General features: G+C 41.5%; 21 protein-coding genes. 3 read left to right on the top strand and 18 right to left on the bottom strand.

Annotated elements, in window-relative coordinates:
• Window positions 1–46 precede the first annotated feature (46 nt).
• Entirely contained in the window at window positions 47–2,410 is a 2,364-nt protein-coding gene (locus FLP08_RS05550) for a hypothetical protein (protein ID WP_156274867.1), read from the bottom strand.
• A gap of 185 nt (window positions 2,411–2,595) precedes the next feature.
• Between FLP08_RS05550 and FLP08_RS05545 the strand changes: the two genes are divergently transcribed.
• The gene (locus FLP08_RS05545; protein WP_156274865.1) at window positions 2,596–3,879 is read left to right on the top strand and encodes a metal-dependent hydrolase family protein; all 1,284 of its coding nucleotides are present in this window, start codon (window positions 2,596–2,598) and stop codon (window positions 3,877–3,879) included.
• Window positions 3,880–3,991: 112 nt separating this feature from the next.
• On the opposite strand, the gene FLP08_RS05540 is transcribed toward FLP08_RS05545, so the two are convergent.
• The 6 genes from FLP08_RS05540 to FLP08_RS05515 all read right to left on the bottom strand — a co-directional run bounded on the left by FLP08_RS05540 (window position 3,992) and on the right by FLP08_RS05515 (window position 9,910).
• Window positions 3,992–6,376, bottom strand: coding sequence for a hypothetical protein (locus FLP08_RS05540; protein ID WP_156274863.1), 2,385 nt, complete (start codon window positions 6,374–6,376; stop codon window positions 3,992–3,994).
• Window positions 6,377–6,542: 166 nt separating this feature from the next.
• Window positions 6,543–7,427 (bottom strand): ACP S-malonyltransferase, encoded by an 885-nt coding sequence (gene fabD, locus FLP08_RS05535; protein WP_156274861.1) that lies wholly within the window; start codon window positions 7,425–7,427, stop codon window positions 6,543–6,545.
• 92 nt (window positions 7,428–7,519) lie between these two features.
• A complete protein-coding gene (locus FLP08_RS05530) occupies window positions 7,520–8,020 on the bottom strand; it encodes a pyridoxamine 5'-phosphate oxidase family protein (RefSeq protein WP_156274859.1) in 501 nt (166 codons plus the stop codon).
• 98 nt (window positions 8,021–8,118) lie between these two features.
• A complete protein-coding gene (locus FLP08_RS05525) occupies window positions 8,119–8,976 on the bottom strand; it encodes a fructosamine kinase family protein (protein WP_156274857.1) in 858 nt (285 codons plus the stop codon).
• A complete protein-coding gene (locus FLP08_RS05520) occupies window positions 8,960–9,445 on the bottom strand; it encodes a dihydrofolate reductase (protein WP_156274855.1) in 486 nt (161 codons plus the stop codon). The genes FLP08_RS05525 and FLP08_RS05520 overlap by 17 nt, the downstream gene beginning before the upstream one ends.
• A 6-nt stretch (window positions 9,446–9,451) precedes the next feature.
• A complete protein-coding gene (locus FLP08_RS05515; protein WP_156274853.1) occupies window positions 9,452–9,910 on the bottom strand; it encodes a 2TM domain-containing protein in 459 nt (152 codons plus the stop codon).
• A gap of 63 nt (window positions 9,911–9,973) precedes the next feature.
• On the opposite strand from FLP08_RS05515, the gene FLP08_RS05510 reads away from it, so the two are divergent.
• Together FLP08_RS05510 and FLP08_RS05505 are read left to right on the top strand one after the other, a co-directional pair.
• Window positions 9,974–11,050 (top strand): aminotransferase class V-fold PLP-dependent enzyme, encoded by a 1,077-nt coding sequence (locus FLP08_RS05510; RefSeq protein WP_238388446.1) that lies wholly within the window; start codon window positions 9,974–9,976, stop codon window positions 11,048–11,050.
• Window positions 11,051–11,243: 193 nt separating this feature from the next.
• The gene (locus FLP08_RS05505) at window positions 11,244–11,534 is read left to right on the top strand and encodes an isoamylase early set domain-containing protein (RefSeq protein ID WP_156274849.1); all 291 of its coding nucleotides are present in this window, start codon (window positions 11,244–11,246) and stop codon (window positions 11,532–11,534) included.
• A 27-nt stretch (window positions 11,535–11,561) separates the two neighbouring features.
• Here FLP08_RS05505 and FLP08_RS05500 read toward each other — a convergent pair whose 3' ends face one another.
• From FLP08_RS05500 to FLP08_RS05450, 11 genes are all read right to left on the bottom strand, one after another.
• The gene (locus tag FLP08_RS05500) at window positions 11,562–11,843 is read right to left on the bottom strand and encodes a DUF427 domain-containing protein (protein WP_156274847.1); all 282 of its coding nucleotides are present in this window, start codon (window positions 11,841–11,843) and stop codon (window positions 11,562–11,564) included.
• Window positions 11,844–11,861: 18 nt separating this feature from the next.
• Window positions 11,862–12,830 (bottom strand): L-histidine N(alpha)-methyltransferase, encoded by a 969-nt coding sequence (locus FLP08_RS05495; protein ID WP_156274845.1) that lies wholly within the window; start codon window positions 12,828–12,830, stop codon window positions 11,862–11,864.
• A 13-nt stretch (window positions 12,831–12,843) separates the two neighbouring features.
• Window positions 12,844–14,007 (bottom strand): ergothioneine biosynthesis protein EgtB, encoded by a 1,164-nt coding sequence (egtB, locus tag FLP08_RS05490; protein WP_156274843.1) that lies wholly within the window; start codon window positions 14,005–14,007, stop codon window positions 12,844–12,846.
• Window positions 14,008–14,100: 93 nt separating this feature from the next.
• A complete protein-coding gene (locus tag FLP08_RS05485) occupies window positions 14,101–14,511 on the bottom strand; it encodes an energy transducer TonB (RefSeq protein WP_238388445.1) in 411 nt (136 codons plus the stop codon).
• A 25-nt stretch (window positions 14,512–14,536) separates the two neighbouring features.
• A complete protein-coding gene (locus FLP08_RS05480; RefSeq protein ID WP_156274841.1) occupies window positions 14,537–14,914 on the bottom strand; it encodes an energy transducer TonB in 378 nt (125 codons plus the stop codon).
• 27 nt (window positions 14,915–14,941) lie between these two features.
• On the bottom strand, window positions 14,942–15,766 hold the full coding sequence (locus FLP08_RS05475; protein WP_156274839.1) for a thymidylate synthase: 825 nt from the start codon (window positions 15,764–15,766) through the stop codon (window positions 14,942–14,944).
• 130 nt (window positions 15,767–15,896) lie between these two features.
• Entirely contained in the window at window positions 15,897–16,874 is a 978-nt protein-coding gene (locus FLP08_RS05470) for a YihY/virulence factor BrkB family protein (protein WP_156274837.1), read from the bottom strand.
• Between the two features lie 133 nt (window positions 16,875–17,007).
• Entirely contained in the window at window positions 17,008–18,714 is a 1,707-nt protein-coding gene (locus FLP08_RS05465; RefSeq protein ID WP_156274835.1) for a NupC/NupG family nucleoside CNT transporter, read from the bottom strand.
• 6 nt (window positions 18,715–18,720) lie between these two features.
• A complete protein-coding gene (locus FLP08_RS05460; RefSeq protein ID WP_156274833.1) occupies window positions 18,721–19,347 on the bottom strand; it encodes a bifunctional nuclease family protein in 627 nt (208 codons plus the stop codon).
• Window positions 19,348–19,432: 85 nt separating this feature from the next.
• Entirely contained in the window at window positions 19,433–20,401 is a 969-nt protein-coding gene (locus FLP08_RS05455; RefSeq protein WP_156274832.1) for an electron transfer flavoprotein subunit alpha/FixB family protein, read from the bottom strand.
• Window positions 20,402–20,453: 52 nt separating this feature from the next.
• Window positions 20,454–21,200, bottom strand: coding sequence for an electron transfer flavoprotein subunit beta/FixA family protein (locus tag FLP08_RS05450; protein ID WP_156274831.1), 747 nt, complete (start codon window positions 21,198–21,200; stop codon window positions 20,454–20,456).
• Window positions 21,201–21,488 lie beyond the last annotated feature (288 nt).

Here is a 21,488-nt window from a genome sequence, read left to right as displayed (position 1 = left end):
CAACTTTCTTTCAAAAATAAACCCGGCTAATTGCCGGGTTTTTATTTTATAGATCTATATCTATCCGCTGGGAGATCAACTTACCGTTTCCGGTGATGCCTTCCACGAAAAAACTGATCTTATCTGTAGCGGTGTTCAGGATTTTGAAATTTTGCAGCTTTTCTTCATTGTCAAGATATATCAGCGACTTCCAGTCAATAATGCCGTAATTTTGGAACAGCTTGGAGGTATAGGAGCCATATTTCGAATTGTAATACTCCTTTGAGATACTAAATCCGTTTTTGGCCTTTAATTTATAGGTAGTTTCTTCATTATAATTATTGTCTGCCTGCTCGTAATCCTTTCTGGTCTGTATCCTGATGACTCCACCGCCACCATTTCCCTGGCTTGGTTGCAATAACCCGATACCGGAATTATTTATAGAGATGGCTGATATATTCTCGGTCATAAGATTTGATAACATCCCTGCATCTTCCCTGAGTTCCATCCCATCAAGGTAGATCCTGGCCGGAGTACAACCTTTTAATCCGGTAGCTCTTTTGCATACCAGTACTCCGTTAGGCGAAGATATTATCGTAAAACCTTTGAACCTTATATAATCAAGGATGAACACGAATTGCGACCTCATTTCATCATCTACCATTCTTAAACTGTTCATGGGAGAGCTTCTCATGAAAGGATCCAGATCTATTTCCTCTTTCTCTTTCTTTTTTACATTGATGGTAAGGGTGTCTAATTGCGTGGAATTCCTGGTGAAATTCCTGAAATCACCAGCTTCCCGGGCTAAAAATTCAGCTTCCGTATCTTCCCATTCTTCCTCTGAGATCTCTATGGCCAGGGAATTTTCCCGCGGAAGTACCTTCGCGAACATTACCGGTTTGCTTACCTGATTTCTTTTGTTAAGTAAACCAATGGAAATTTCAGAATCCTTTAGCACAAAAAGGCTGTCCATTTCAAAATCTCCGTTTTTTTCTATCTCCAGGACTTCGAACAAACCGGAATCTCTTGATTTAAGCAAAAGTTTATTGGATGCGTCAAAATCGCTTTGAATTCGGCCTTCGATACTATAACCTATTTGAGGGGTGCTTGGGGTTTGATTCTCTAAAACCTGGTTCCAGTCATATTTGCTCCATCCCTGGGTTAGGAACAAAAGGTCCAGGTTATAAAGTCTTTCCCTTTCATTTATTTTGGGATCGAAATAATATCCCGGATTCTCCACAAATCCATTTACAAAAGGCTTTATAAAGGCCGAATAATGAATTCCCTTTTGATTTCCATAGGCTTTGGTGGCCTTAGGCAGAACAGAAATGCTTAGTAGCGATAAGGAATTTTCCTGGGAAGAGATATTTACCTTCAGGGAGTCACCGGTATTTTCTGTGATTTGTAGTTTTATTTCGCCGCCGGTCTCTGTCCCATTAAATACGATCCTTTCAGAAATAGGATTCAGCTCAGCGTCAAATAAGGTTGCTAAATGTGTTCCCCGACTAAGGGAGTCTTTCATCACAGGAATATTTACGTTTAATTGCTCCTCTGGAAAATGAAATTCAAATAACTTTAATTCACCGGCTTCTTCAATACCGAGATAAAAATCCTGATCCTGAATTCTTTGATTAGTAACCTGGTTGGTCTTTGTGGTTAGGATTATTTGATCCTTAAGATAACTCGAACTCAGGACTATTCCTGTTTCTTCGATTTCGGGTAACGCTGCCGTATAAAATTCGGGATCGGCAGGTATTACTACCTTATATTTATTTCCTTTTTCTGGCCTGATCAGGAATTTAGCCATTCCGAACCTGTTAGAAGCAAAACTTGTTAGAGTATCCCCGGTAGAATTCATCAGGTAACCTTTTTGAAAATCAATTCCATGACCGCTGGCATTAATTAGTTTTACGCCCACCGTATTGAGGATGCCACTAATCAAGTGCCCTCCTTCCGGTAACAGCTGCAAATCATATTTTAATTCCTGTGCTGCACCTTTATCCCTGGCAGAACCCAGAATCTCAATAGGTTGTGAGAAGTGGTTTTCCCGGCTATCGGTATAGGCGATCAACAGATAGTTACCGCTTCTATATTTTTTATCAGATAATTGCAGCATTCCCTCGGTATGGCCCTGGCTCGATAAATAGGTTTTAGATTCTAAAACATTTCCCGCCTTATTAACCAATTGTACATGTATCTTCTCATCCCTGTTTATTGGTGTTAGCGTGGCATGATTAAACAGGTAGGAGGAAAACCAAAGGTCTTCGCCGGGAAGGAATTTAGTTTTTGAAAGATGCAGGTATAGAGATTCCTGTTTTTCACTTGTTAAGGAAACAAATTGATTCTGGAATTCTTGAAGGTCTTGCTCTTTTTGGGCAGCTAATATCATACTGGAAAGCATAATTACCCATAGGAAGTAATATTTATTCATCACTGGTAAATTAGGTTGGTCTTTGTAGGGCAAGACTAGTTAGGCTGAAAAATAACCAACAAACATGCCAAAAAAATGGATTATTTGCTGAGATTTTTGTTTCAAAATTTAAAATATTGCACTATGCTCAATAAATTTTAGATCTTCTTATATTACTAACTCAAATCTAAAATAACTATACCTATATGAAAAGACTGATATCTTTTTTTTGCCTGCTAATGGTCAGCATTGGCCTTTCAGCCCAGGAAACTTATATACATGCCGGAAAATTGATCGATACCAAAAACGGCAAAGTTCTTAATGAGCAGACCATCGTGGTGTCTGGAAATAAAATAAAAGCTATAGAAAAAGGATATAAGGATCCCGCGAACAAAGATGATGAGCTTATCGACCTTAAGGAAAAAACTGTTCTGCCGGGTCTTACCGATATGCATGTGCACCTGGAAAGCGAAACCAATCCTAGTAAATATCTACAAAGATTCACCAACAATCCCGCAGATGACGCCTTAAGCTCTGTAGGATTTGCTGAGAAGACCCTGCTGGCCGGGTTTACCACGGTTAGGGACCTTGGCGGCTCGGGGGTGAACATCGCCTTGCGTGACGCCATAAATAAAGGTAATATTGCCGGTCCCAGGATTTTTACCGCGGGAAAATCCCTGGCAACCACGGGAGGTCATGCAGATCCTACCAATGGAATGAACAGGCAGATGCAGGGAGATCCAGGACCCAAAGAAGGGGTGGTAAATAGCGTGGAAGATGCCCGTAAAGCGGTGAGGCAGCGTTATAAGAATGGAGCAGACCTTATTAAGATCACCGCTACGGGTGGCGTGCTGAGCGTGGCCAAAAGCAGTTCCAACCCACAATTCTTTAAAGAAGAGATAGAGGAGATCGTTAGGACCGCTAATGATTATGGTTTTCATGTGGCGGCCCACGCGCATGGGGACGAAGGCATGCAAAGAGCTGTTAGGGCAGGAGTGACCACTATCGAACATGGAACATTAATGAGTGAGGAGACCATGGACCTGATGAAAGAATATGGGGCCTACTTGGTGCCTACCATCACGGCTGGCAAGGAGGTAACCCAGAAGGCTGAAGTAGAAAACTATTATCCGGAGCTGGTTGTTCCCAAGGCCAGGGAGATAGGACCAAAAATCCAGAACACTTTTGCCAAAGCCTATAAAAAGGGAGTACCTATCGCCTTTGGTACCGATGCCGGTGTATTTAAACACGGAGAAAATGCCCGGGAATTTGGATATATGGTAGAAGCTGGGATGCCGGCAATGGAAGCTATACAGGTGGCGACGATCGTTCCGGCCAGGATCTTGAAAATGGCACAGGAGAGCGGTCAGCTAGCGCCTGGTTTCTATGCCGATATTATTGCCGTGGATGAGGATCCAACCAGTAACATCCAAACATTAGAAAATGTAAAGTTCGTGATGAAAGATGGAGAGGTCTACAAAAATGAATAAATCTATGTCAATCTGATCCTGTTTCATATTCTTCCTGGAAGATCCCGAAACAAGTTCAGGATGAATAAAGAAAGCCCGATCAGTTCGATCGGGCTTTTTTTATTTATTTTGATCAGTTTATTTTTACTTCGATCTTTTCAGAAATTAGTTTTCCAGACTGGGTAATTCCTTCAATATATAAGATTATGCTATCCTGCAAGGTATTATAAATAGAGTGAATTTTATTCGAATCTGCCGCAATAACCATATCTGGTTCCCAGTCTATGACGCCATAGTTTTCAAACAGAGAGTTATTGTAAGAATTATACTTAGGAGCATAGAATTCTTTGTAAGGCTGATAGCCATTATTGGCAATAAGGGTTAGGGTAGAATTGTTAGTATTATTGAATCTACTTGCACCAGTTTTAGTTTTAATTTTAATAACTCCGCCTCCTTCATAATTACCGCCATAACCGGCCGCAGCAGATCTATTTAAATAGATGGATTTCACTTCAGAAGTTCTTAAATTATATAAAAAGCTAAGGTCTTGGCCCATCCTTACACCATTAAGAAATATTACCGGGCTAGGTCCTAAATCATCCCTGAAGGTAAATGGAGTCTGCGACCATATTTCAATATTGGCGGGAGTTCTTCTTACCCTGAAAAAGTTCTTCTCGATTAAATCTGTTATATAATAATTAGAACTGGCGATGGTTTCGTTAATTTCAATATAATTTGACAATGCCGAGCTAGTAGGCGCATTTAGGAAATCTTTTTTCTTTTCAGATCTTTTACTGGCTTTCAGATTTACCGTGTCTAATACCTCGTTATCTGTAATGAAATTTTTAGGAATACTCAAAACTGGCACCGGCTTAAGGCTAGGTTGAATTTGTTCCGCATCGAGTCGAGTTCTTTCCTTTTGGGGAAATATCTGCACCGAGATTGATGGCTTTTTCATTTTCCCATTCCTGTTCCTTAAAAGCCCAACAGAAATTTGAGTACTATCTTCAATAAATAGGTTTTTTATACTAAACCTGTTGTTGTCCTCGACATCGATAATTTCAAAAAGGCCAGATTTTTCATTCCTTATAAATACTTTATCACCCGGTCTGGTTTTACTAAAGATCTCTCCTTCCAGGTCAAAGCCTTTGTTTTTTCCAATTGTTCGATCTCTTTTGAAAGTTAATACTTGAGACCAGGGGTATTTGCTCCATCCCTGTGTTAATAATAACAGGTCTAGATCATAATTTCTTCTTCTGGCCGAATGTTCATCTGAAAAATAATAATCTCCATTTTCAATATTCCCTTTAAGGTAGGGTTTGAGTAAAAATGCGGAAATAATTGAGTGGTCTGGAGAATACGCTTCTGTTTTTTGAGGTAAGGTGGATATAGACAACCTTGCAGTTTCATCTTTTATTCCTTTTATTTCAATTTGTATCGAATCATTTATTTTCTTCACTGAACCTGTAGATAAATGATCTAACTTTAATCCATGATCATTAAAAACTAGGCGTTCAAGAATAGGCTGGAACTCTTTATTAAAAAGGGTTATTCTATTGATGCCCCGATATAATGAGTCTTTACTGAAATTGAAAATGGCTTCTTTTTTATTATTCGGAAACTTAAAAACCAGGTTTTTAATGTTCCCATCCTGGGAAATTCCGAGATAAAATTTTTCATCTTTTATTACTGGAAGACTATTTTCATTAGTTAAGAGGCTAATTTGAAGATCATCCTGCTTAAGAGTAGTTCTCATAACTATCCCAGATCTATTTGGATCCTGTAGTGTTTTTTCCACTACCTCCCCATTATTAAGGTAAATTTTTACACTGTAAGTTGAATTCTCATCTGGCTGTATGTTGAAACTTGCATGGCCAAACCGGTTCGACCGAAACTTAGAAATAGTATCGAGATCGTTATCCAGAACATGGCCTTCTTCAAATTCAACTCCTAAACCATGCTGGTCTATTAGCTTCACCCCAACCGTATTTCTAACCTCCTGCACCAGGTGTCCTCCTTCGGGCAGAAGTTGAAGGTCATAAGTCAAATTGCCCTCAGGCTGCTTTCGTTTTGAATCATTAATTATTTGAAATTCACTTTTAAAGCTTAGATCTTCATTTAAATTTTCAATATATGCGGTGGAAGCGCGAATAAAATATTTACCCGGTTTATAGTCTTTTTTGGTGAGGGGCAAGTATCCTGAAGCTTTTCCCTGAAAAGTATATAGTGTAAGACTTTCTATGAATTTTCCATTTGCATTAAATACACTTACTTCCAGATTGGTTGTTTCCATTTCAGGAGTTTTTGTCTGAAGATCGTATACATATCCTGCAAACCATAGATTTTCATTCTGGAGTAGTATGTTTTTATTTAAATGAAGGAAAACTGAGTGCCGGTTGGATTTAAAGTAGTCGGTGTAATTGTTTTGTAATTCAGATTCATTTTTTGGCTGGGCCTGGAACTCAAAGGAAAAAACTAGACCTAAAAGCAGTGATAAAAAAGTTAAGGTTGATTTCATAATTTAGATTTTCAGTTATCATGCCTTGTAGGGAAGAAGCATTTATAATATTTGTAGGAAAATTCTACAACTTTTATTCCGAAATACTTAAAGATTGTAAAATACCCACTTTTAGGTATAAAAAAAGGCTCTGTATAAGAGCCTTTTAGTTATCTAAGAATTTATTCTAGCCTATTTCAGCTGAAGAAGTAGCTGTACTTCTGTCGATTTTTTTGACCAGTCCTTGTAAAACCTTTCCAGGGCCTACCTCGATGAATTCTGAGGCTCCGTCCTTGATCATATTCTGAACAGACTGTGTCCATTTAACCGGAGCGGTCAACTGGAAGACCAGGTTTTTCTTGATCTCTGCCGGGTCGTTTACCGCGAAGGTGCTTACATTCTGGTAAACCGGGCAAATAGGATCGTTGAAGGTAGCGTTCTCTATAGCTTCAGCCAGGTCTTTCCTTGCCGGTTCCATAAGTGGGGAATGAAAAGCCCCGCCTACAGGAAGGATCATGGCTCTTCTGGCTCCTCTTTCCTTAAGATTTTCGCAGGCTCTTTCTACGGCATCATAAGCTCCTGAAATTACCAGCTGCCCAGGGCAGTTATAATTAGCGGCAACCACTATGCCTTCGGTTTCAGAACAAACAGATTCTACCATTTCGTCTTCAAGACCAAGCACTGCAGCCATGGTTGAAGGCTCCAGTTCACATGCTTTTTGCATCGCCTGGGCTCTTTTAGAAACCAGTTTTAATCCGTCCTCAAAACTCAAAACTTTATTAGCTACCAGCGCAGATAGTTCTCCTAAAGAATGCCCCGCTACCATATCTGGTTTAAAGCTGTCTCCCATCACCTTGCTCAGGATCACCGAATGCAGGAATACTGCCGGTTGGGTAACCTTGGTTTGTTTCAGGTCTTCAGCAGAACCTTCGAACATTATATCTGTGATAGAGAATCCCAGTATGTGATTTGCCTGGTGGAACAGATCCTGCGCCTGAGGGGATTTTTCAAAAAGATCTAATCCCATCCCCGAAAACTGGGCTCCCTGGCCCGGAAATACATATGCTTTCATAAATCTTGGTTTAGGTTCACAAAAATAGGTATAAATAAAAAGACCTCACAACAAAGATTCGTTATGAGGTCTTTCCCGACAAATACAAGTCATTAGACTCCTAATTTTCCTTTTTCACCTATATCCTGGTTCTTTCCGCTCACTGCGGCCATTCCCAGTTTGAACAGGGTTACCGCCTTATTGTCTTTATTATCCCAGTAGTAAGCCTCTTTTGGGTTTACCTTGATCGCGGTGATGCTTGGATCGTCTTTTCCGTCGAACCAGGCTTTATCTGCTTTTGAATATAATTCGTGGATCACATCGCGGTTGGTTTCGATAAATGCTTCTCCGTATATGCTGAGAAATTCCATATCTGAAGTTCCGCTGTATAGCAATTGAACATCACTGTCCTTTTTAATATTCTTGTTGTGTTCGCTGTCGCTTTTGCTCAGGAACCAGACCGCTCCATGATCATCTACCTGTTTGGTAGACATAGGCACCGCGCTAAGTGGTTTTTCATCCATATTGGTCACCAGCATGCAGAAATCTACATCTTCTGCAATTTTCTTGATCTTTTCTCTGGCTTTGTCATCGTATAAATTCTTCGTACTCATAATCAATTTTTTGTTTGAGATGAAGATACTTTAGATGAAACGGCTTATGCGCTAATGAACTGCTAAAAATATGGTGGCCGGTGTTAAGAAGTGTAAAATCAGCTGTATTTCCTGATAATCGAAGTTACCTGTGATTTATAGGAAGCCCCGAAAATGTTCAGGTGCACCAGCAAATAATACAGCTGCCACAGCGGTATTCTTTGTTCCCAGCCTGCCTGCAACGGGAATTCTGCGTTATAGGCTTCAAAAAGTGGTTCCTGGAATCCGCCGAAAAGATGCATCATCCCGATGTCCATTTCCCGGGGAGCAAGGGCCACTGCTGGATCTATTAAGCAGGGTAGTCCCTCTGCGTTTACCAGGTAGTTGCCGTTCCAGAGGTCGCCGTGAACCAGTGCCGGTGCTTCCCGTGGGATGATCTCTTCGCAATTCCTGAAAAAGCTATCGCTTACATTCAGGTCGAAACCCCTGTCCCGGGCCATTTTAATTTGTGGCTGCAGCCTCATCTCTATATAAAAGGCAGATGCTGTTGCTCTTTCTTCATTATACTGCGGAAGGCTGCCTATATAATTGTCCTTTTCCAGGCCGAATTTATCTGAGGTATGTTGGTGTAACCTGGCCAGCTCTCTACCGAAGATCTCCCAGAAATCTGAAGCCTTATTTCCCGAAGGTTTATGCTCCAGCAGTAAATAAGATTTAGCATCTACCTGGCCAGTTCTTAAAGGTTTTGGTACGTCTATTACCCCGGGTTCCAGGAGTTTTTCCAGCCCCAGTTTTTCAGCCTCGAACATGTCTGGATACCTCTTGGCATTATTGAGCTTTACCACGTATTTCCCAGAATCGCTTTCCAGGAGGAATACCTGGTTGATATCTCCACCGGTAAGCGGTGAAAAGCCCGAAATTTCAATGCCGCTATCTTCGGCGATCTTATTCAGATAATTTTCAGGACCTGCGTTCATAGGTTAGGTAGGTAAAAGAGTGATCGTGTTTTTCATCCTCTTCATGGAACTGCTCCTTAATTACTTTCCATTCATCTTCATCGATCTCGGGGAAGTAAGTGTCGGCTTCAAATTCTGCATGTACCCGGGTAAGCTCTATCCTGTCGGCCACATCCATTCCCATCTTATAGATCTCACCGCCGCCTATGATAAATGGCTGCTCATCCAGTTTGGAAACACGCAGGGCTTCTTCCAGCGAGTTCACCACGATGGTGCCTTCAGGATTATAATCGTCTTTACGGGTTATGATCACATGGGTTCTTTCTGGCAAAAGTTTCGGGAAAGATTCAAAGGTCTTTCGTCCCATAATGATGTGATGTCCAGAAGTGAGTCTTTTAAATCTTTTAAAATCATCTGGCAGGTGCCATACCAGGTCGTTATCTTTTCCTAAAGCATTGTTTTCTGCCGCGGCAGCGATCATTGTAATCATTTAATCTTAAGAGTTTATTGGTCTGTCCGGGTCTTCCGGTCTAATTTTTTTAGAAGGTTCCAGTCTTTCAGCAGGCCTGTCCTTATTGGGTAGGGGATGCTCCCTTTCTACCTTCTCCTGTAATTGCGCGATCTTTTCCTTTTGTTTCTTTACCAGTTTGTCTATTTCTTTGGCTTCCCAGTCACGGCCCATAAAACTGTTCACTATATAAACATTGAAAAAATGAACTATAAAGATGAGCGCCCATAACAGGACGATCCATACGAACCAGTTCTGGCCAAAAGGTTTTACATCTTCCTTATATCCTATCACGACGTTAAGTACGATAAGAAATACTGAACCTATGAGGAAGAATACAAAATGCTGGAACAGCCTTTTTTTCTGTTTGGCCCTTCTCCGGGCATTTTCATAAAGTTCCTGTTGTTCGTAATCTATTTTGGAAGTGTTTTTTTTTTTAGAAAACATAATAACAATTACATTAGTGTAGTATCAAATTTACATTTTTATCAAAAGAACTTCCTAAAGCTTATGGATAATTTAAGAAAAGGCTTCCCCGTACTGGAGCAGTATACCTATTTGAACACCGCAGCATCTGGTTTGCTTCCAGAAAAGGTCTGGGAATTCAGGCAGGAACATGACCTTGATTTTCTGATAAAGGGAAGTATTCTGAAAGATAAGATGGGTGAGATGCTAACCGGGGTGCGGGAGAGCCTGGGTAATTTTTTTAATTGTGCCCCTAATCGGGTGGCACTGGTACCAAATTTTTCCTATGGTTTCAACAGTATCCTGGAAAGCATAGATAAGCCAGCTAAGTTCCTGCTCCTCGAGAACGACTATCCCTCCATTAACTGGCCGGTGGAATCAAGGAATTTCAAGGTGGTCTATGCGGGGATCAACCAGCAACTTGAGCAGAATATCCTGGAAAAGGTAGAAAAAGAAAAACCAGATTTCTTCGCCTTCAGTATTGTTCAATATATCAATGGTGTGAAGCTAGGCATTGATTTTCTGAAAAAGCTGAAAGAAAGATTTCCGGAACTTATCCTGATCGCAGATGGCACCCAGTATTTTGGAACCGAAGCCTTCGATTTTGATGATTCCGGCATCGACATCGCAGTAAGCAGCTGTTATAAATGGATGAATGCCGGTTATGGGAATGGTTTTATGCTGTTCAACGAAAGTATACAGGGAAAACTGAATCCCAAGCATCTTGGTTTTGGCTCGCTGCAGGGTAAATACAAGGCTCATGAAGGTAATTTTATCGGGAAGTTCGAGCCGGGGCACTATGATACCCTCAACTTTGGAAGCCTTAAAGCCGCCATTCAGCTTATTGGAAGAACTGGTATAGATCAAATTCAGCAGCAAATAGATAAATTGAAACAGCAAGCAAGAGATAGGTTTGCGGAAGCCGGTCTGCTGGAGGGCTGGATAGCTGAAAGAAGCCAGTTTTCTTCTCTTTTCAATATCAAGGGAGACGAAAAGCTTTTCAATAAATTGAGAACAGAAGGGATCATTACTTCACAACGTGGTGATGGAATTCGCATAAGCCTGCATTATTATAATTCTGAAAAGGACCTGCAACATCTATTCAGTATCCTGAAAATTTAAGCCTGACTATTTAAATTCTTATTAGTGAAATAATTAGGAATAAAATTTAGGACAACGTTTTCGTAATTCCATAATTTCTGAAAACACTCAGAATTGTTTCGATATTCGAAAAAATAAGTATAACTATCTGATTTATATTGCTTTATAAGCATATATTATTTTAATTTGAGCCTTGAATTAAAAAACATCAGTCATGCCAATTACAAAGCAATACCTAAAATCAAAACCAGAATGTAAGATCACTTTTTGCGTTCCCGCCAAAGAAGCCGATAAGGTAGAAGTGGCCGGTGATTTCAACGAATGGAAGTTATCTGAACTTAAAAAGTACAAGAATGGAAATTTCAAGGCGCAGTTCAACCTTCCTGTAGATAAGGAATACCAGTTCCGTTATGTGGTAGATGGTGAGTGGGTAAATGAATCTGAGGCCGATGCCTATAAATGGAATGAATTTGCAGCAGCTGAAAACAGCGTGCTTGTAGTATAATATTTAAAGTGATATTCTGGAACTGGCCTATTCGGTGACTTTTACTCCGTTCCAGAAAGCGACATAATTTTCTATAGGTTTCGCGGCATGGCTTGCCTCAGGGTAATACCATGCTGCGTCCTTATTTATTTCCCCGTCTACCTCTACATGGAAGTAAGAGGCCTTGCCCTTCCAGGGACACCTGGTGTGGGATTCACTGGGTTTAAAATATTCTTTTTTGATGTCTTCCATCGGGAAATAATGGTTGTTTTCCACGATACGGGTGTCTGAACTTTCGGCGATCACGGTATCTTTCCAAATGGCTTTCATAATCTTACTGCTTTAAAATTACTTTCTTCTAAAGATATAATTTTTATAGCAGTTATCCTTGTCGGTAAAGGCTTTCTCTACCTCAAGCCCGGCTTCATCTGCCAGCCATTGCACCACCGAGTCATCATATTTCTGCGAGATCTCGGTATGTATGGTTTCCCAGGCTTCGAAGTTCACTTTGATGCCTAATTTCCTTATTTCAACCTGTTGTTCCTCTTTGCTTACCAGGAAACTTTTGGCAGTGCCGGTTTCGGGATCGTATGTTTCCCAATGCAGGAACTTATCTACATCAAAATTCCCCTCCAGCTCAGAGTTGATCCTTACCAGTAGGTTCTTGTTGAAAGCCTCGGTGATTCCCGCGGGATCGTTATATGCATCCAGAATTCGCTGTGGATCTTTCTTCTGGTCGAAGCCCATGAACAGCATATCTTCCTCGCTCATAGCTCCGGCGATATTGGCCAGGAAATCTACCGCTTCCTTATGTGAAAGGTTGCCAATATTACTGCCCAAAACCAGGATCACCTTTTTACGCGTATTGTACTCGGCCAGTTTTTCCAGGGTCTTGAAATAAGTTCCCTGCTGCACTTTGACGTTTACTTCCGGAATTTCTTGTTCCAGAGAATGCTCCAGCTCATCCAGTACATTCTGGCTAATATCTATGGGAAGGTAGTCGAATTCATATTTCTTGTCTACCAGTTCCTGCAGGATGATCTTTGTTTTTTTACCGTCGCCAGCGCCAAGTTCAATAAGGTCGAAACCGGAGTCGCTACTGAAAATTTCTGCGATGTTCGTAGCATTGAGCTTAAGTATATTGAACTCGCAGGAGGTAAGGTAGTATTCCGGCATATCCATGATCTGCTGGAAAAGCTTATCGCCTTTTTTATCATAGATGTATTTAGACAGTAGATATTTCGGGTAACTCGTAAGCCCCTTATAGGTGTCTTCAGCAAAGGCCGATTCAAACATGGTTTTTGTTTGGTTTTTCATTTAATCTAAAATATTATTTAACAAGTCTGAATCCGGTGAATTGCCATCTCAGATGTGGATGGAAAAAATTCCTGTAGGTGGGCCTGGTATGGTTTCTTGAAGTAGCTACTGAAGCTCCTCTTAATACCTTCTGGTTCACCATGAATTTCCCGTTATATTCTCCTAAAGCGCCTTCGGGTTTGTGGTAGTTAGGGTAAGGGGAATAAGCACTTTCAGTCCATTCCCAGCGGATGCCCCAGTCAAATTTATCCTGGGCTGCCTCCCATTCCTCTTCAGTAGGAAGTCTCATTTCTTTCCATTGGGCATAGGCGAAAGCTTCGAAATACGAAATATGTGTTACCGGAGCTTCCGGCTCGAGATTCACAAGTCCATTCAGAGTATATTGCTTCCATTCACCGTCTATATTATGCCAGTAGGAGGGAGAATCGATCTTATTTTCGTTCACCCAGTCCCAAGCCTCGGCATGCCATAACAGTACATCCTTATAACCACCAGCTTCCATAAATTCCAAATATTCTGCATTGGTGACCAGCTTGTTTGAAATATTGAATTCACACAGGTATTTCTTATGAGCCCCTTTTTCATTATCGTAACAAAAGTCATCAGATTTATGCCCTATTTCATAGATGCCTTCCGGAATGTTTATCCATTCTCTTTCAAATTCCTGTACAGGGTTTTCCCTGAATTCATCATTATATTTGGGTAGTAAAGGGTTATTACCGAGTATATACTTGATGTCGGTATATAGCAATTCCTGGTGTTGCTTTTCGTGATGGCAACCAATTTCTACTACTTCCAGGGCCTCTTTGCTCAATTCTTCCTTCATTAATAGCTCGGTCATGGCCTTGGTCACATAATTTCTGAATTCATAGATCCATTCAACGGTAGGCCTGGAAAGATTGCCGCGGTTGGTACGAATAACCTTATCGCCTACGCTCTCGTAATAACTGTTAAAGACATAGGCCGTATTCTTATCGTATAACTGGTGTGATTTGCTGTATTTTTTGAGTACGAACTCCTCGAAGAACCAGGTAGTATGGCCTAAATGCCATTTTGGAGGAGAAACATCCACCACCGGCTGCACCACGTAATCTTCGGTCTCCAGAAAGGAACAGATCATTTCTGAATCTGCCCTGGTTTCCTTGAAAAGTTGAAGTAAGTCGTTTTGTGAAAGCATAAAAAAGAGTGATACGTTTAGGTATCACTCAAATTTACAATTTTTTAAAAACGACCTTGCCAATCAGTCGTTAAGGTGGCGTTAAATGTAGATCTAGAAAGTAAGAGGGATGGTGTATTTGATAGCTCTTGGTTTGCCTGCCAGTTTTCCCGGGGTCATCTTCGGGATAGACATGATCATTTTCTTAGCTGCTGCATTTACCTTGGGGTTGTCACCCTCTACCTTGGTTACCACAACGTTTCCTTTTTCGGTTATTTCCATAGAAACGGTAGCTTTTCCTCGAATATACTCGCCCTTTTCATTTTTTGGATACTTGTAATTCTGCTTTACATGGTCCATGAAGTTCTTGTTCCAGCACTCTTTTTTGTCATCGGCACTTTCACAACCAGGCCAGATCGGGGCCGTTTCTCTCATGGTCACCGTATTTCCCTTAACTTCAACGTCATCCTGTGCAAAACCACAAAATCCTGTAAGCATCAGGGCAATGATCAATAATTTTTTCATAATATAATGGTATATAAGTTACTTTTTAAAAATTGAATGGCACCGTAAAGGTCCTTGAATCTGGTTCGCCATTCAGGGTACCAGGCTTCATCTTTGGGATCTTGTTTATCATTTCCCTGGCCGCCTGTTTTACTTCGGGCTTATCGCCTTCTATTGAGTTCACCACGACATCTCCTTCTTTATTGATGTCAAAGGAGATGGTCACCTTACCTCTGATATATTCTCCCGCTTCGTTCTGCGGATATTCATAATTATCACTAACGTGTTGCGAAAGTTTTTGGTTAAAACATTTCTTTACATCTTCGGCATTCTCACATCCCGGCCATACCGGAGATGTCTGTTGTGCCAGGGAAAGGCTTATTCCGCCCAGTAAAAAACATGTGATAACAAATAACTTCTTCATAATATTGAAAACTTTTTTAAGATTAAACTATACCGCTACGCTGGCTTTGATACCAGGATGCGGATTATAATCCCTTAATATAAAATCTTCATAGGTAAAATCAAAAATATCTTTAACCTCGGGGTTGATTTCCATGGTAGGCAGAGGTCGGGGATCACGGCTAAGCTGCAATTGTACCTGATCCATATGATTACTGTAAATATGGGCATCGCCAAAGGTGTGAATAAAATCTCCGGCCTCATAACCACATACCTGGGCCATCATCATGGTGAGTAGAGCATAAGAAGCGATATTAAAAGGTACCCCCAGGAAAATATCGGCACTTCTTTGATAAAGCTGGCAGGATAGTTTTCCGTCGGCCACGTAGAACTGAAAGAATGCATGGCAGGGCGGGAGAGCGGCTTTTCCATTAGCTACATTTTCTGAAAATGATACCGAGGTATCGGGTAATACCGAGGGATTCCAGGCAGAAACCAGCATTCTGCGGCTATTCGGGTTATGCTTTAAAGTATGAACCACTTCTTTTATTTGGTCTATCTCTTCGCTATTCCAGTTTCTCCATTGGTGACCGTATACCGGACCAAGATCTCCGTTCTCATCGGCCCACTCGTTCCAGATACGAACTCCGTTTTCCTTAAGATATTCAATATTAGTATCCCCTTTGAGGAACCACAATAATTCGTGGATGATAGATTTAAGGTGCAGCTTCTTGGTGGTTACCATAGGGAAACCTTCGCTAAGGTCGAATCTCATCTGGTATCCAAAAACACTTTTGGTACCCGTTCCTGTGCGATCACCTTTTTGGGTTCCGTGCTCTAATACATGCTTTAAAAGGTCGTGGTATTGTTTCATTTACAGAGGCTTTAATGGAGAAAAACTTCAGATTTAATTCCAATAAAAATAACAAAACACGCAAAAAATAAGGGCTTATTTTGATGGAAAAAGCAAGAGTTATCAACTTAGTATCAACGAGAAAAGAGATCTAGTCTTCACAATCTTCTTCAACGGCGCAGCGGTCGGCATGATAGGCTCTTCTCTCTCCCATGGGTCTTTCCTCGCCAATAGTGGTGTCATACCTGGTTTGATGTTCCATTTCAGAATTAATCTCTGCACCCATAAGCACGATAAAAGCGGTAAGGAATAACCATAACATTAAAATGGCCACGGCAGCAAAACTTCCGTATAGATCGTCATAGCTTCCGAAATTACTTACATACCAGGAAAAGAGAATGGAGCCGGCCAGCCATAATAAGGTTCCCAGTAAGGCGCCCCAGCTTACCCACCTGAATCTTGGGCTTCTGCGATTAGGCGCGATCCTGTAAACCATGCTCAGGGCAGTTATCAAAAAGAATCCAAGTATCACCCACCTTATCCAGTTTAAAATGTTTTCAATTTGGGCAGGCAGGCCAAACTGGTCTATGAGTAGCGGGAAAAAGATGATCACCAGGATGCTGAGAAGGCCCAGCACCAGTCCGCCTAAGGTAAAGAGAAGGGTGATGAGGTTTTTTTTGAAAAAGTTCCGGTCATCGAGTTCGTCGTAGGCAATGTTCACTCCCTGGAACAGTGCGTTAGTACCTTTGTTCGCACTCCAGATACTAACAAGAATACTTACTACCATCCCCCAGCCAATTCCCTCGCGGTCCTGTTGAATGATGGGTTGTAAGAAATCTGTAATTATGCTGAAGGCCTTTTCTGGCAGAAAAAGGTCGAGCCTGGCGATCTGGGCTTCTATCTGCGAAGGCTCCAGTACGAGGCTGTAAATTGATATCGCCGCAACAATGGTGGGGAAGATGGAAAGGAAAAAATAAAAGGCCACGCCCGCGGAAACGATCTGCACATGGTCCAGTTTCATTTCGCGCCAAACCCGCTTGCCAATGTCTTTCCACCCGGTAAAAGGGATCTGGTGCGGCCATTGGGCATCCTGCCCTCTATAAACCGATGTTGATTTGTTTTCTTTCATTTTTCAGTCAGCATTTGCAGCGATAAGCGCTGTTTTCAGATATCTAATTGCCAGAACGGTAATTTAGAATTTATCTGTTAGCTGAAAGAAAATGAAATTAGAAAGTTTTCTAAAAACTTCAGGAAAAGCTTGCTTATCCAATGATCATTCCGGCAATAGTAGCCGATAATAATGAGGCTAAAGTACCCCCGATCAAAGCTTTCATTCCAAATTCTGAAAGAGTCTTTCTTTGTCCCGGAGCAAGTGATCCTATGCCGCCAATCTGTATACCAATAGAGGCGAAATTGGCAAATCCGCAAAGCATATAGGTAGCCATGATGACCGATTTCTCATAGTTCAGGCTAAGGGCGTTCGCCGGGTTCTTAAGGTCTGCCAGCTGCACGTAACCAACGAATTCACTTGCGGCTAGTTTGATCCCTAGTAACTGTCCCATAAGCATCATATCTTCCTTGGCCACACCAATGATCCACATAAGAGGGGCAAAAATGATCCCGAGGATAGATTCCAGGGAGAATTTAGAATACGGAGTATACTCGGCCATAATGCTGTTAAGCGTGGTAAGCGCCCCGATATATCCAAGAATATAGTTGATCATCGCGATAAATGCGATAAAAACAAGTAGCATTGCCGCCACATTAGCCGCCAGTTTTAAACCTTCGGTTGTTCCGTTAGCGATCGCATCCAAGATATTGGAGCCGATCTTTTCTGAAGAGACTTCCACATCTGTATTCACTTTTTCCTGTTGCGGGAAAAGGATCTTGGAGATCACGATCGCGCCAGGTGCGGCCATAACTGAAGCGGCAAGCAGGTGTTTCGCGAATTGTAATCTTAGTGCCGGATCGTCTCCACCAAGGAAGCCGATATAGGCGGCAAGTACACCACCGGCCACCGTGGCCATTCCGCCAACCATAACCAGCAGGATCTCAGACCTGGTCATTCTTTCCAGGTAGGCTTTGATCATTAAAGGTGCTTCGGTTTGTCCCAGGAAGATGTTCCCGGCAACACTTAAACTCTCAGGCCCCGAAATTCCAAGTAGTTTTGTAAGTATCCAGGCCAGGCCTTTTACCACGATCTGTATCACACCTAGATAGAACAGAACAGAGGTTAGTGCCGAAAAGAAAATGATAGTAGGCAAAACCTGGAAAAGGAATATAAAGCCAAAGCTATCTACGTCCATCATTCCGCCTAAAAGGAATTCACTACCGGCAGCGGTAAAATCCAGGATGAGAACGAAAATGTTCCCAACAAATTCAAATATTTTCTGAACTATGGTGATCTTAAGAACTCCTATAGCTAGGGTTAGCTGGGCCAAAATTCCCATCCCAACCGTTTTCCAATTGATCGCCTTACGGTTACTGCTGAATAAAAATGCGATGATGATAAGGGCCAGCATCCCGATAATACCTCTTATAAGGCTGGAGGTGCTGATTCCCTGGCTAGGGATCATTTCCTTAGCTGTCTCTGCCGGGATCACTTTTTCCACGCTCTGATCTTTTACCTTCAGGTTAAAGGCGGTGCCTTTCGAGGTGATGATCATTGTGGAATCTGTAAGCGTAGAAACCCTTAGGTTTTGAATTGTATCTTTTGGGCTGTTGTAGAACAATACCAGCAGCCTGTTCTGGTACAGGTAGTCTCCCGAGGCGAGAGTGTCTTTTCCAGACTCATCGGTGAAATTAAACCTGCCTTCATCGAATTGCAGGTCCTGTGCATTCTGAAATATGGATCTCTGGGCTATACTATCGGCCGAAGATTCGAGTTGCCAGTTCTTGGAAATAGTTTGAGCTGAAACTGATGTAATAGAAAATACGATCAGTGCTAGGCAACACCAGATTTTGTTCATTTCGGGTTATTTTCTTTTGGAAATTTCGTCCCTGATGCGGGCCGCTTTTTCGTAATCTTCCTGACTTACTGCCTGGGAAAGAAGTTCTTTAAGTTCTTCCAGAGACATCTTTTTATAATCTGAAGTGTCTTCAGCTTTTAGATCGATCTCCTCTTTAAGTAACTCTTCTTCGATGATCTCTTCTTCCTGCTTTTCTTCCTTTTCACGCTGTTTTTCTTCAGCTTTAAGATAGATACCGGCTTTGTCCAGAATGTTTTTGTAGGTAAATATGGGTGCGTCGAACCTTAAGGCGAGGGCGATGGCATCGCTGGTCCTGGCATCGATGATCTCCTCGATCCCGTCTCTTTCACAAATAAGACTGGAATAGAAAACGCCGTCTACCAGTTTATGAATTATTACCTGCTTTACCACGATTTCGAACCTGTCTGCAAAGTTCTTGAAAAGGTCGTGGGTAAGAGGTCTGGGAGGTTTTATCTCCTTTTCCAGGGCTATTGCAATAGATTGTGCTTCAAATGCCCCGATCACAATAGGCAATTTACGCTCACCCCCAACTTCGTTGAGGATCAATGCGTAAGCTCCGTTTTGTGTTTGACTATAAGATATTCCCTTAATATTCAGTCGCACTAAACTCATACTTCAGTAAAATTAAAAAGGCTGTCTAAAATAAGGACATTTACCAAATTTAGACAGCCCCTTTATGGGTCGCAATTTATGAAAATTATGCGTTTTTCTCTTTAAATTCCTTCAATTTTTCGTTGAGCTTAGGAACCACTTCAAAGGCATCACCAACAATACCATAGTCTGCTGCCTTAAAGAAAGGAGCTTCCGGGTCGTTGTTGATCACTACTTTGGTCTTGGCGGCGTTGATACCTGCCAGGTGCTGGATAGCACCAGAAATTCCTACAGCGATATAAAGGTTAGAAGCAACAGGCTTCCCTGTTTGCCCTACGTGTTCGCTGTGAGGTCTCCATCCCATATCACTTACCGGCTTGGAACAAGCGGTAGCGGCACCAAGGATATCTGCCATTTCTTCTATCATTCCCCAGTTCTCTGGTCCTTTAAGACCACGACCACCAGAAACAACAACCTCGGCATCGGCGATGGTTACCTTATTAGTAGCCTTGTCTACAGATTCTACGTTTACTGAGAAATCTTCGTCTGAAAGGCTAGGGCTGAAATCTTCAGCAGCGGCATCTCCAGAAACTTCCTTAACTCCGAAAGCGTTCTTGGAAAGTCCTACGATCTTAACCTCAGTTTCGATCTTAGTGTGACTAAAAGCCTTGTTTGTAAAGGCAGTTCTTTTTACCGTAAATGGATCGGTACTCTCTGGTACGGCCACCACGTTAGAAGCATAACCTGCTTCAAGTTGAACCGCTAATAAGGGAGCAAGATATTTGCTGTTCGCGCTCTGGCTAAGTACAACCAGTTTGCTGCCTTCTTTTTCTGCTGCCTGCTTGATTGCATCTGCATAAGCTTCAGCATTGAAGTTCTTAAACTTGTCGTTGCTTACCTTTAATACTTTATCTACTCCGTAATTTCCAAGTTCTGAAACATCTTCGGCGTTAAAAGTGATCGCCGTTACTGATGTTCCCATCATCCCGGCCACTTCTTTTGCGTAAGAAGCAACTTCGAACGAAGCTTTCTTGAATTTTCCTTCTTCTGATTCTATATATACTAAAACTGACATTTTCTTCTGATTTAAAATTTTGAAATTCTTTTTGACCTTAGAGCTATTCTAATTAGATCGCTTTAGCCTCGTTGTGAAGCAGGTCGATCAACTCATCAAGATTGTCCGGGTCAATAAGTTTTACATCTCCTTTTGGAGCTGGCTTTTCAAACTTTACAGCTTCGGTCTTCACAGAAGTATCGGCTGGCTCTACTACGTTCAATGGCTTCTTACGAGCCTGCATGATCCCTCTCATATTCGGGATGCGCAGGTCACTTTCCTCTACAAGACCTTTCTGACCTCCAATAACTAGCGGAAGAGATGCGGTTAAGGTTTCTTTACCACCATCTATCTCACGAACCGCGGTAGCTTTTTCGCCTTCTACTTCAAGGCTGATACAGTTATTGATGAAATTAGCATCTAAAAGACCGGCTAGCATTCCCGGTACCATTCCTCCGTTATAATCGATAGATTCTCTACCAGCGATCACAAGGTCGTACCCGCCATCCTTGACTACTTTGGCAAGTTCTTTCGCAACCTGGAAACCATCGGTAGCAGGAGTATTCACGCGAATCGCGCTATCTGCTCCAATAGCGAGGGCTTTTCTAAGGGTAGGCTCGGTATCGGCTCCTCCAACATTCACAACATCTACACTCGCACCTTGCTTTTCTTTGAACCACATAGCTCTGGTAAGACCAAATTCATCGTTAGGGTTGATCACAAATTGCACTCCATTAGTGTCGAATTTAGTGTCTCCATCAGTGAAATTGATTTTTGATGTAGTGTCAGGCACGTGACTAATACATACTAAGATTTTCATATATAAGTTTATTTTTTTAATAAATCGTTTTCGCTGACGAAGGTAAGTATTTTTATCCAAAAATTGCTATGCATGCATAATAAATTTACCTAAAATTTAGGGAGTATTTTTAAGTAATGTTTAATGATTTGGCATTAAATGGGGCTTAAGTTCATAATAAGCTATCAATTTCTGAGAAGTTTCTTAAAATGACTATTAGCTGTTTTCAACTTACGGCTCTTGGGAAAATTTTAATCGGCAAATATGGTATATACCTTAATGAATTACTATTTTTGCCATGCAGGAATA

Origin of the sequence: Christiangramia aestuarii, from assembly GCF_009735585.1 — a bacterium.
Taxonomy (GTDB): Bacteria; Bacteroidota; Bacteroidia; order Flavobacteriales; family Flavobacteriaceae; genus Christiangramia; species Christiangramia aestuarii.
This window is presented reverse-complemented; position numbering and strand designations above follow the sequence as displayed.

What these genes read in the sequence shown, in the direction of transcription:
- FLP08_RS05475 (WP_156274839.1), bottom strand. Translation starts at nt 15,766, where the DNA reads ATGAAACAATACCACGACCTTTTAAAGCATGTATTAGAGCACGGAACC.
- FLP08_RS05540 (WP_156274863.1), bottom strand. Translation starts at nt 6,376, where the DNA reads ATGAAATCAACCTTAACTTTTTTATCACTGCTTTTAGGTCTAGTTTTT.
- FLP08_RS05465 (WP_156274835.1), bottom strand. Translation starts at nt 18,714, where the DNA reads ATGAACAAAATCTGGTGTTGCCTAGCACTGATCGTATTTTCTATTACA.
- FLP08_RS05480 (WP_156274841.1), bottom strand. Translation starts at nt 14,914, where the DNA reads ATGAAGAAGTTATTTGTTATCACATGTTTTTTACTGGGCGGAATAAGC.
- egtB (WP_156274843.1), bottom strand. Translation starts at nt 14,007, where the DNA reads ATGCTTTCACAAAACGACTTACTTCAACTTTTCAAGGAAACCAGGGCA.
- FLP08_RS05460 (WP_156274833.1), bottom strand. Translation starts at nt 19,347, where the DNA reads ATGAGTTTAGTGCGACTGAATATTAAGGGAATATCTTATAGTCAAACA.
- FLP08_RS05550 (WP_156274867.1), bottom strand. Translation starts at nt 2,410, where the DNA reads ATGAATAAATATTACTTCCTATGGGTAATTATGCTTTCCAGTATGATA.
- FLP08_RS05515 (WP_156274853.1), bottom strand. Translation starts at nt 9,910, where the DNA reads ATGTTTTCTAAAAAAAAAAACACTTCCAAAATAGATTACGAACAACAG.
- fabD (WP_156274861.1), bottom strand. Translation starts at nt 7,427, where the DNA reads ATGAAAGCATATGTATTTCCGGGCCAGGGAGCCCAGTTTTCGGGGATG.
- FLP08_RS05505 (WP_156274849.1), top strand. Translation starts at nt 11,244, where the DNA reads ATGCCAATTACAAAGCAATACCTAAAATCAAAACCAGAATGTAAGATC.
- FLP08_RS05510 (WP_238388446.1), top strand. Translation starts at nt 9,974, where the DNA reads ATGGATAATTTAAGAAAAGGCTTCCCCGTACTGGAGCAGTATACCTAT.
- FLP08_RS05520 (WP_156274855.1), bottom strand. Translation starts at nt 9,445, where the DNA reads ATGATTACAATGATCGCTGCCGCGGCAGAAAACAATGCTTTAGGAAAA.
- FLP08_RS05530 (WP_156274859.1), bottom strand. Translation starts at nt 8,020, where the DNA reads ATGAGTACGAAGAATTTATACGATGACAAAGCCAGAGAAAAGATCAAG.
- FLP08_RS05485 (WP_238388445.1), bottom strand. Translation starts at nt 14,511, where the DNA reads ATGAAAAAATTATTGATCATTGCCCTGATGCTTACAGGATTTTGTGGT.
- FLP08_RS05470 (WP_156274837.1), bottom strand. Translation starts at nt 16,874, where the DNA reads ATGAAAGAAAACAAATCAACATCGGTTTATAGAGGGCAGGATGCCCAA.
- FLP08_RS05455 (WP_156274832.1), bottom strand. Translation starts at nt 20,401, where the DNA reads ATGTCAGTTTTAGTATATATAGAATCAGAAGAAGGAAAATTCAAGAAA.
- FLP08_RS05525 (WP_156274857.1), bottom strand. Translation starts at nt 8,976, where the DNA reads ATGAACGCAGGTCCTGAAAATTATCTGAATAAGATCGCCGAAGATAGC.
- FLP08_RS05500 (WP_156274847.1), bottom strand. Translation starts at nt 11,843, where the DNA reads ATGAAAGCCATTTGGAAAGATACCGTGATCGCCGAAAGTTCAGACACC.
- FLP08_RS05495 (WP_156274845.1), bottom strand. Translation starts at nt 12,830, where the DNA reads ATGAAAAACCAAACAAAAACCATGTTTGAATCGGCCTTTGCTGAAGAC.
- FLP08_RS05450 (WP_156274831.1), bottom strand. Translation starts at nt 21,200, where the DNA reads ATGAAAATCTTAGTATGTATTAGTCACGTGCCTGACACTACATCAAAA.
- FLP08_RS05545 (WP_156274865.1), top strand. Translation starts at nt 2,596, where the DNA reads ATGAAAAGACTGATATCTTTTTTTTGCCTGCTAATGGTCAGCATTGGC.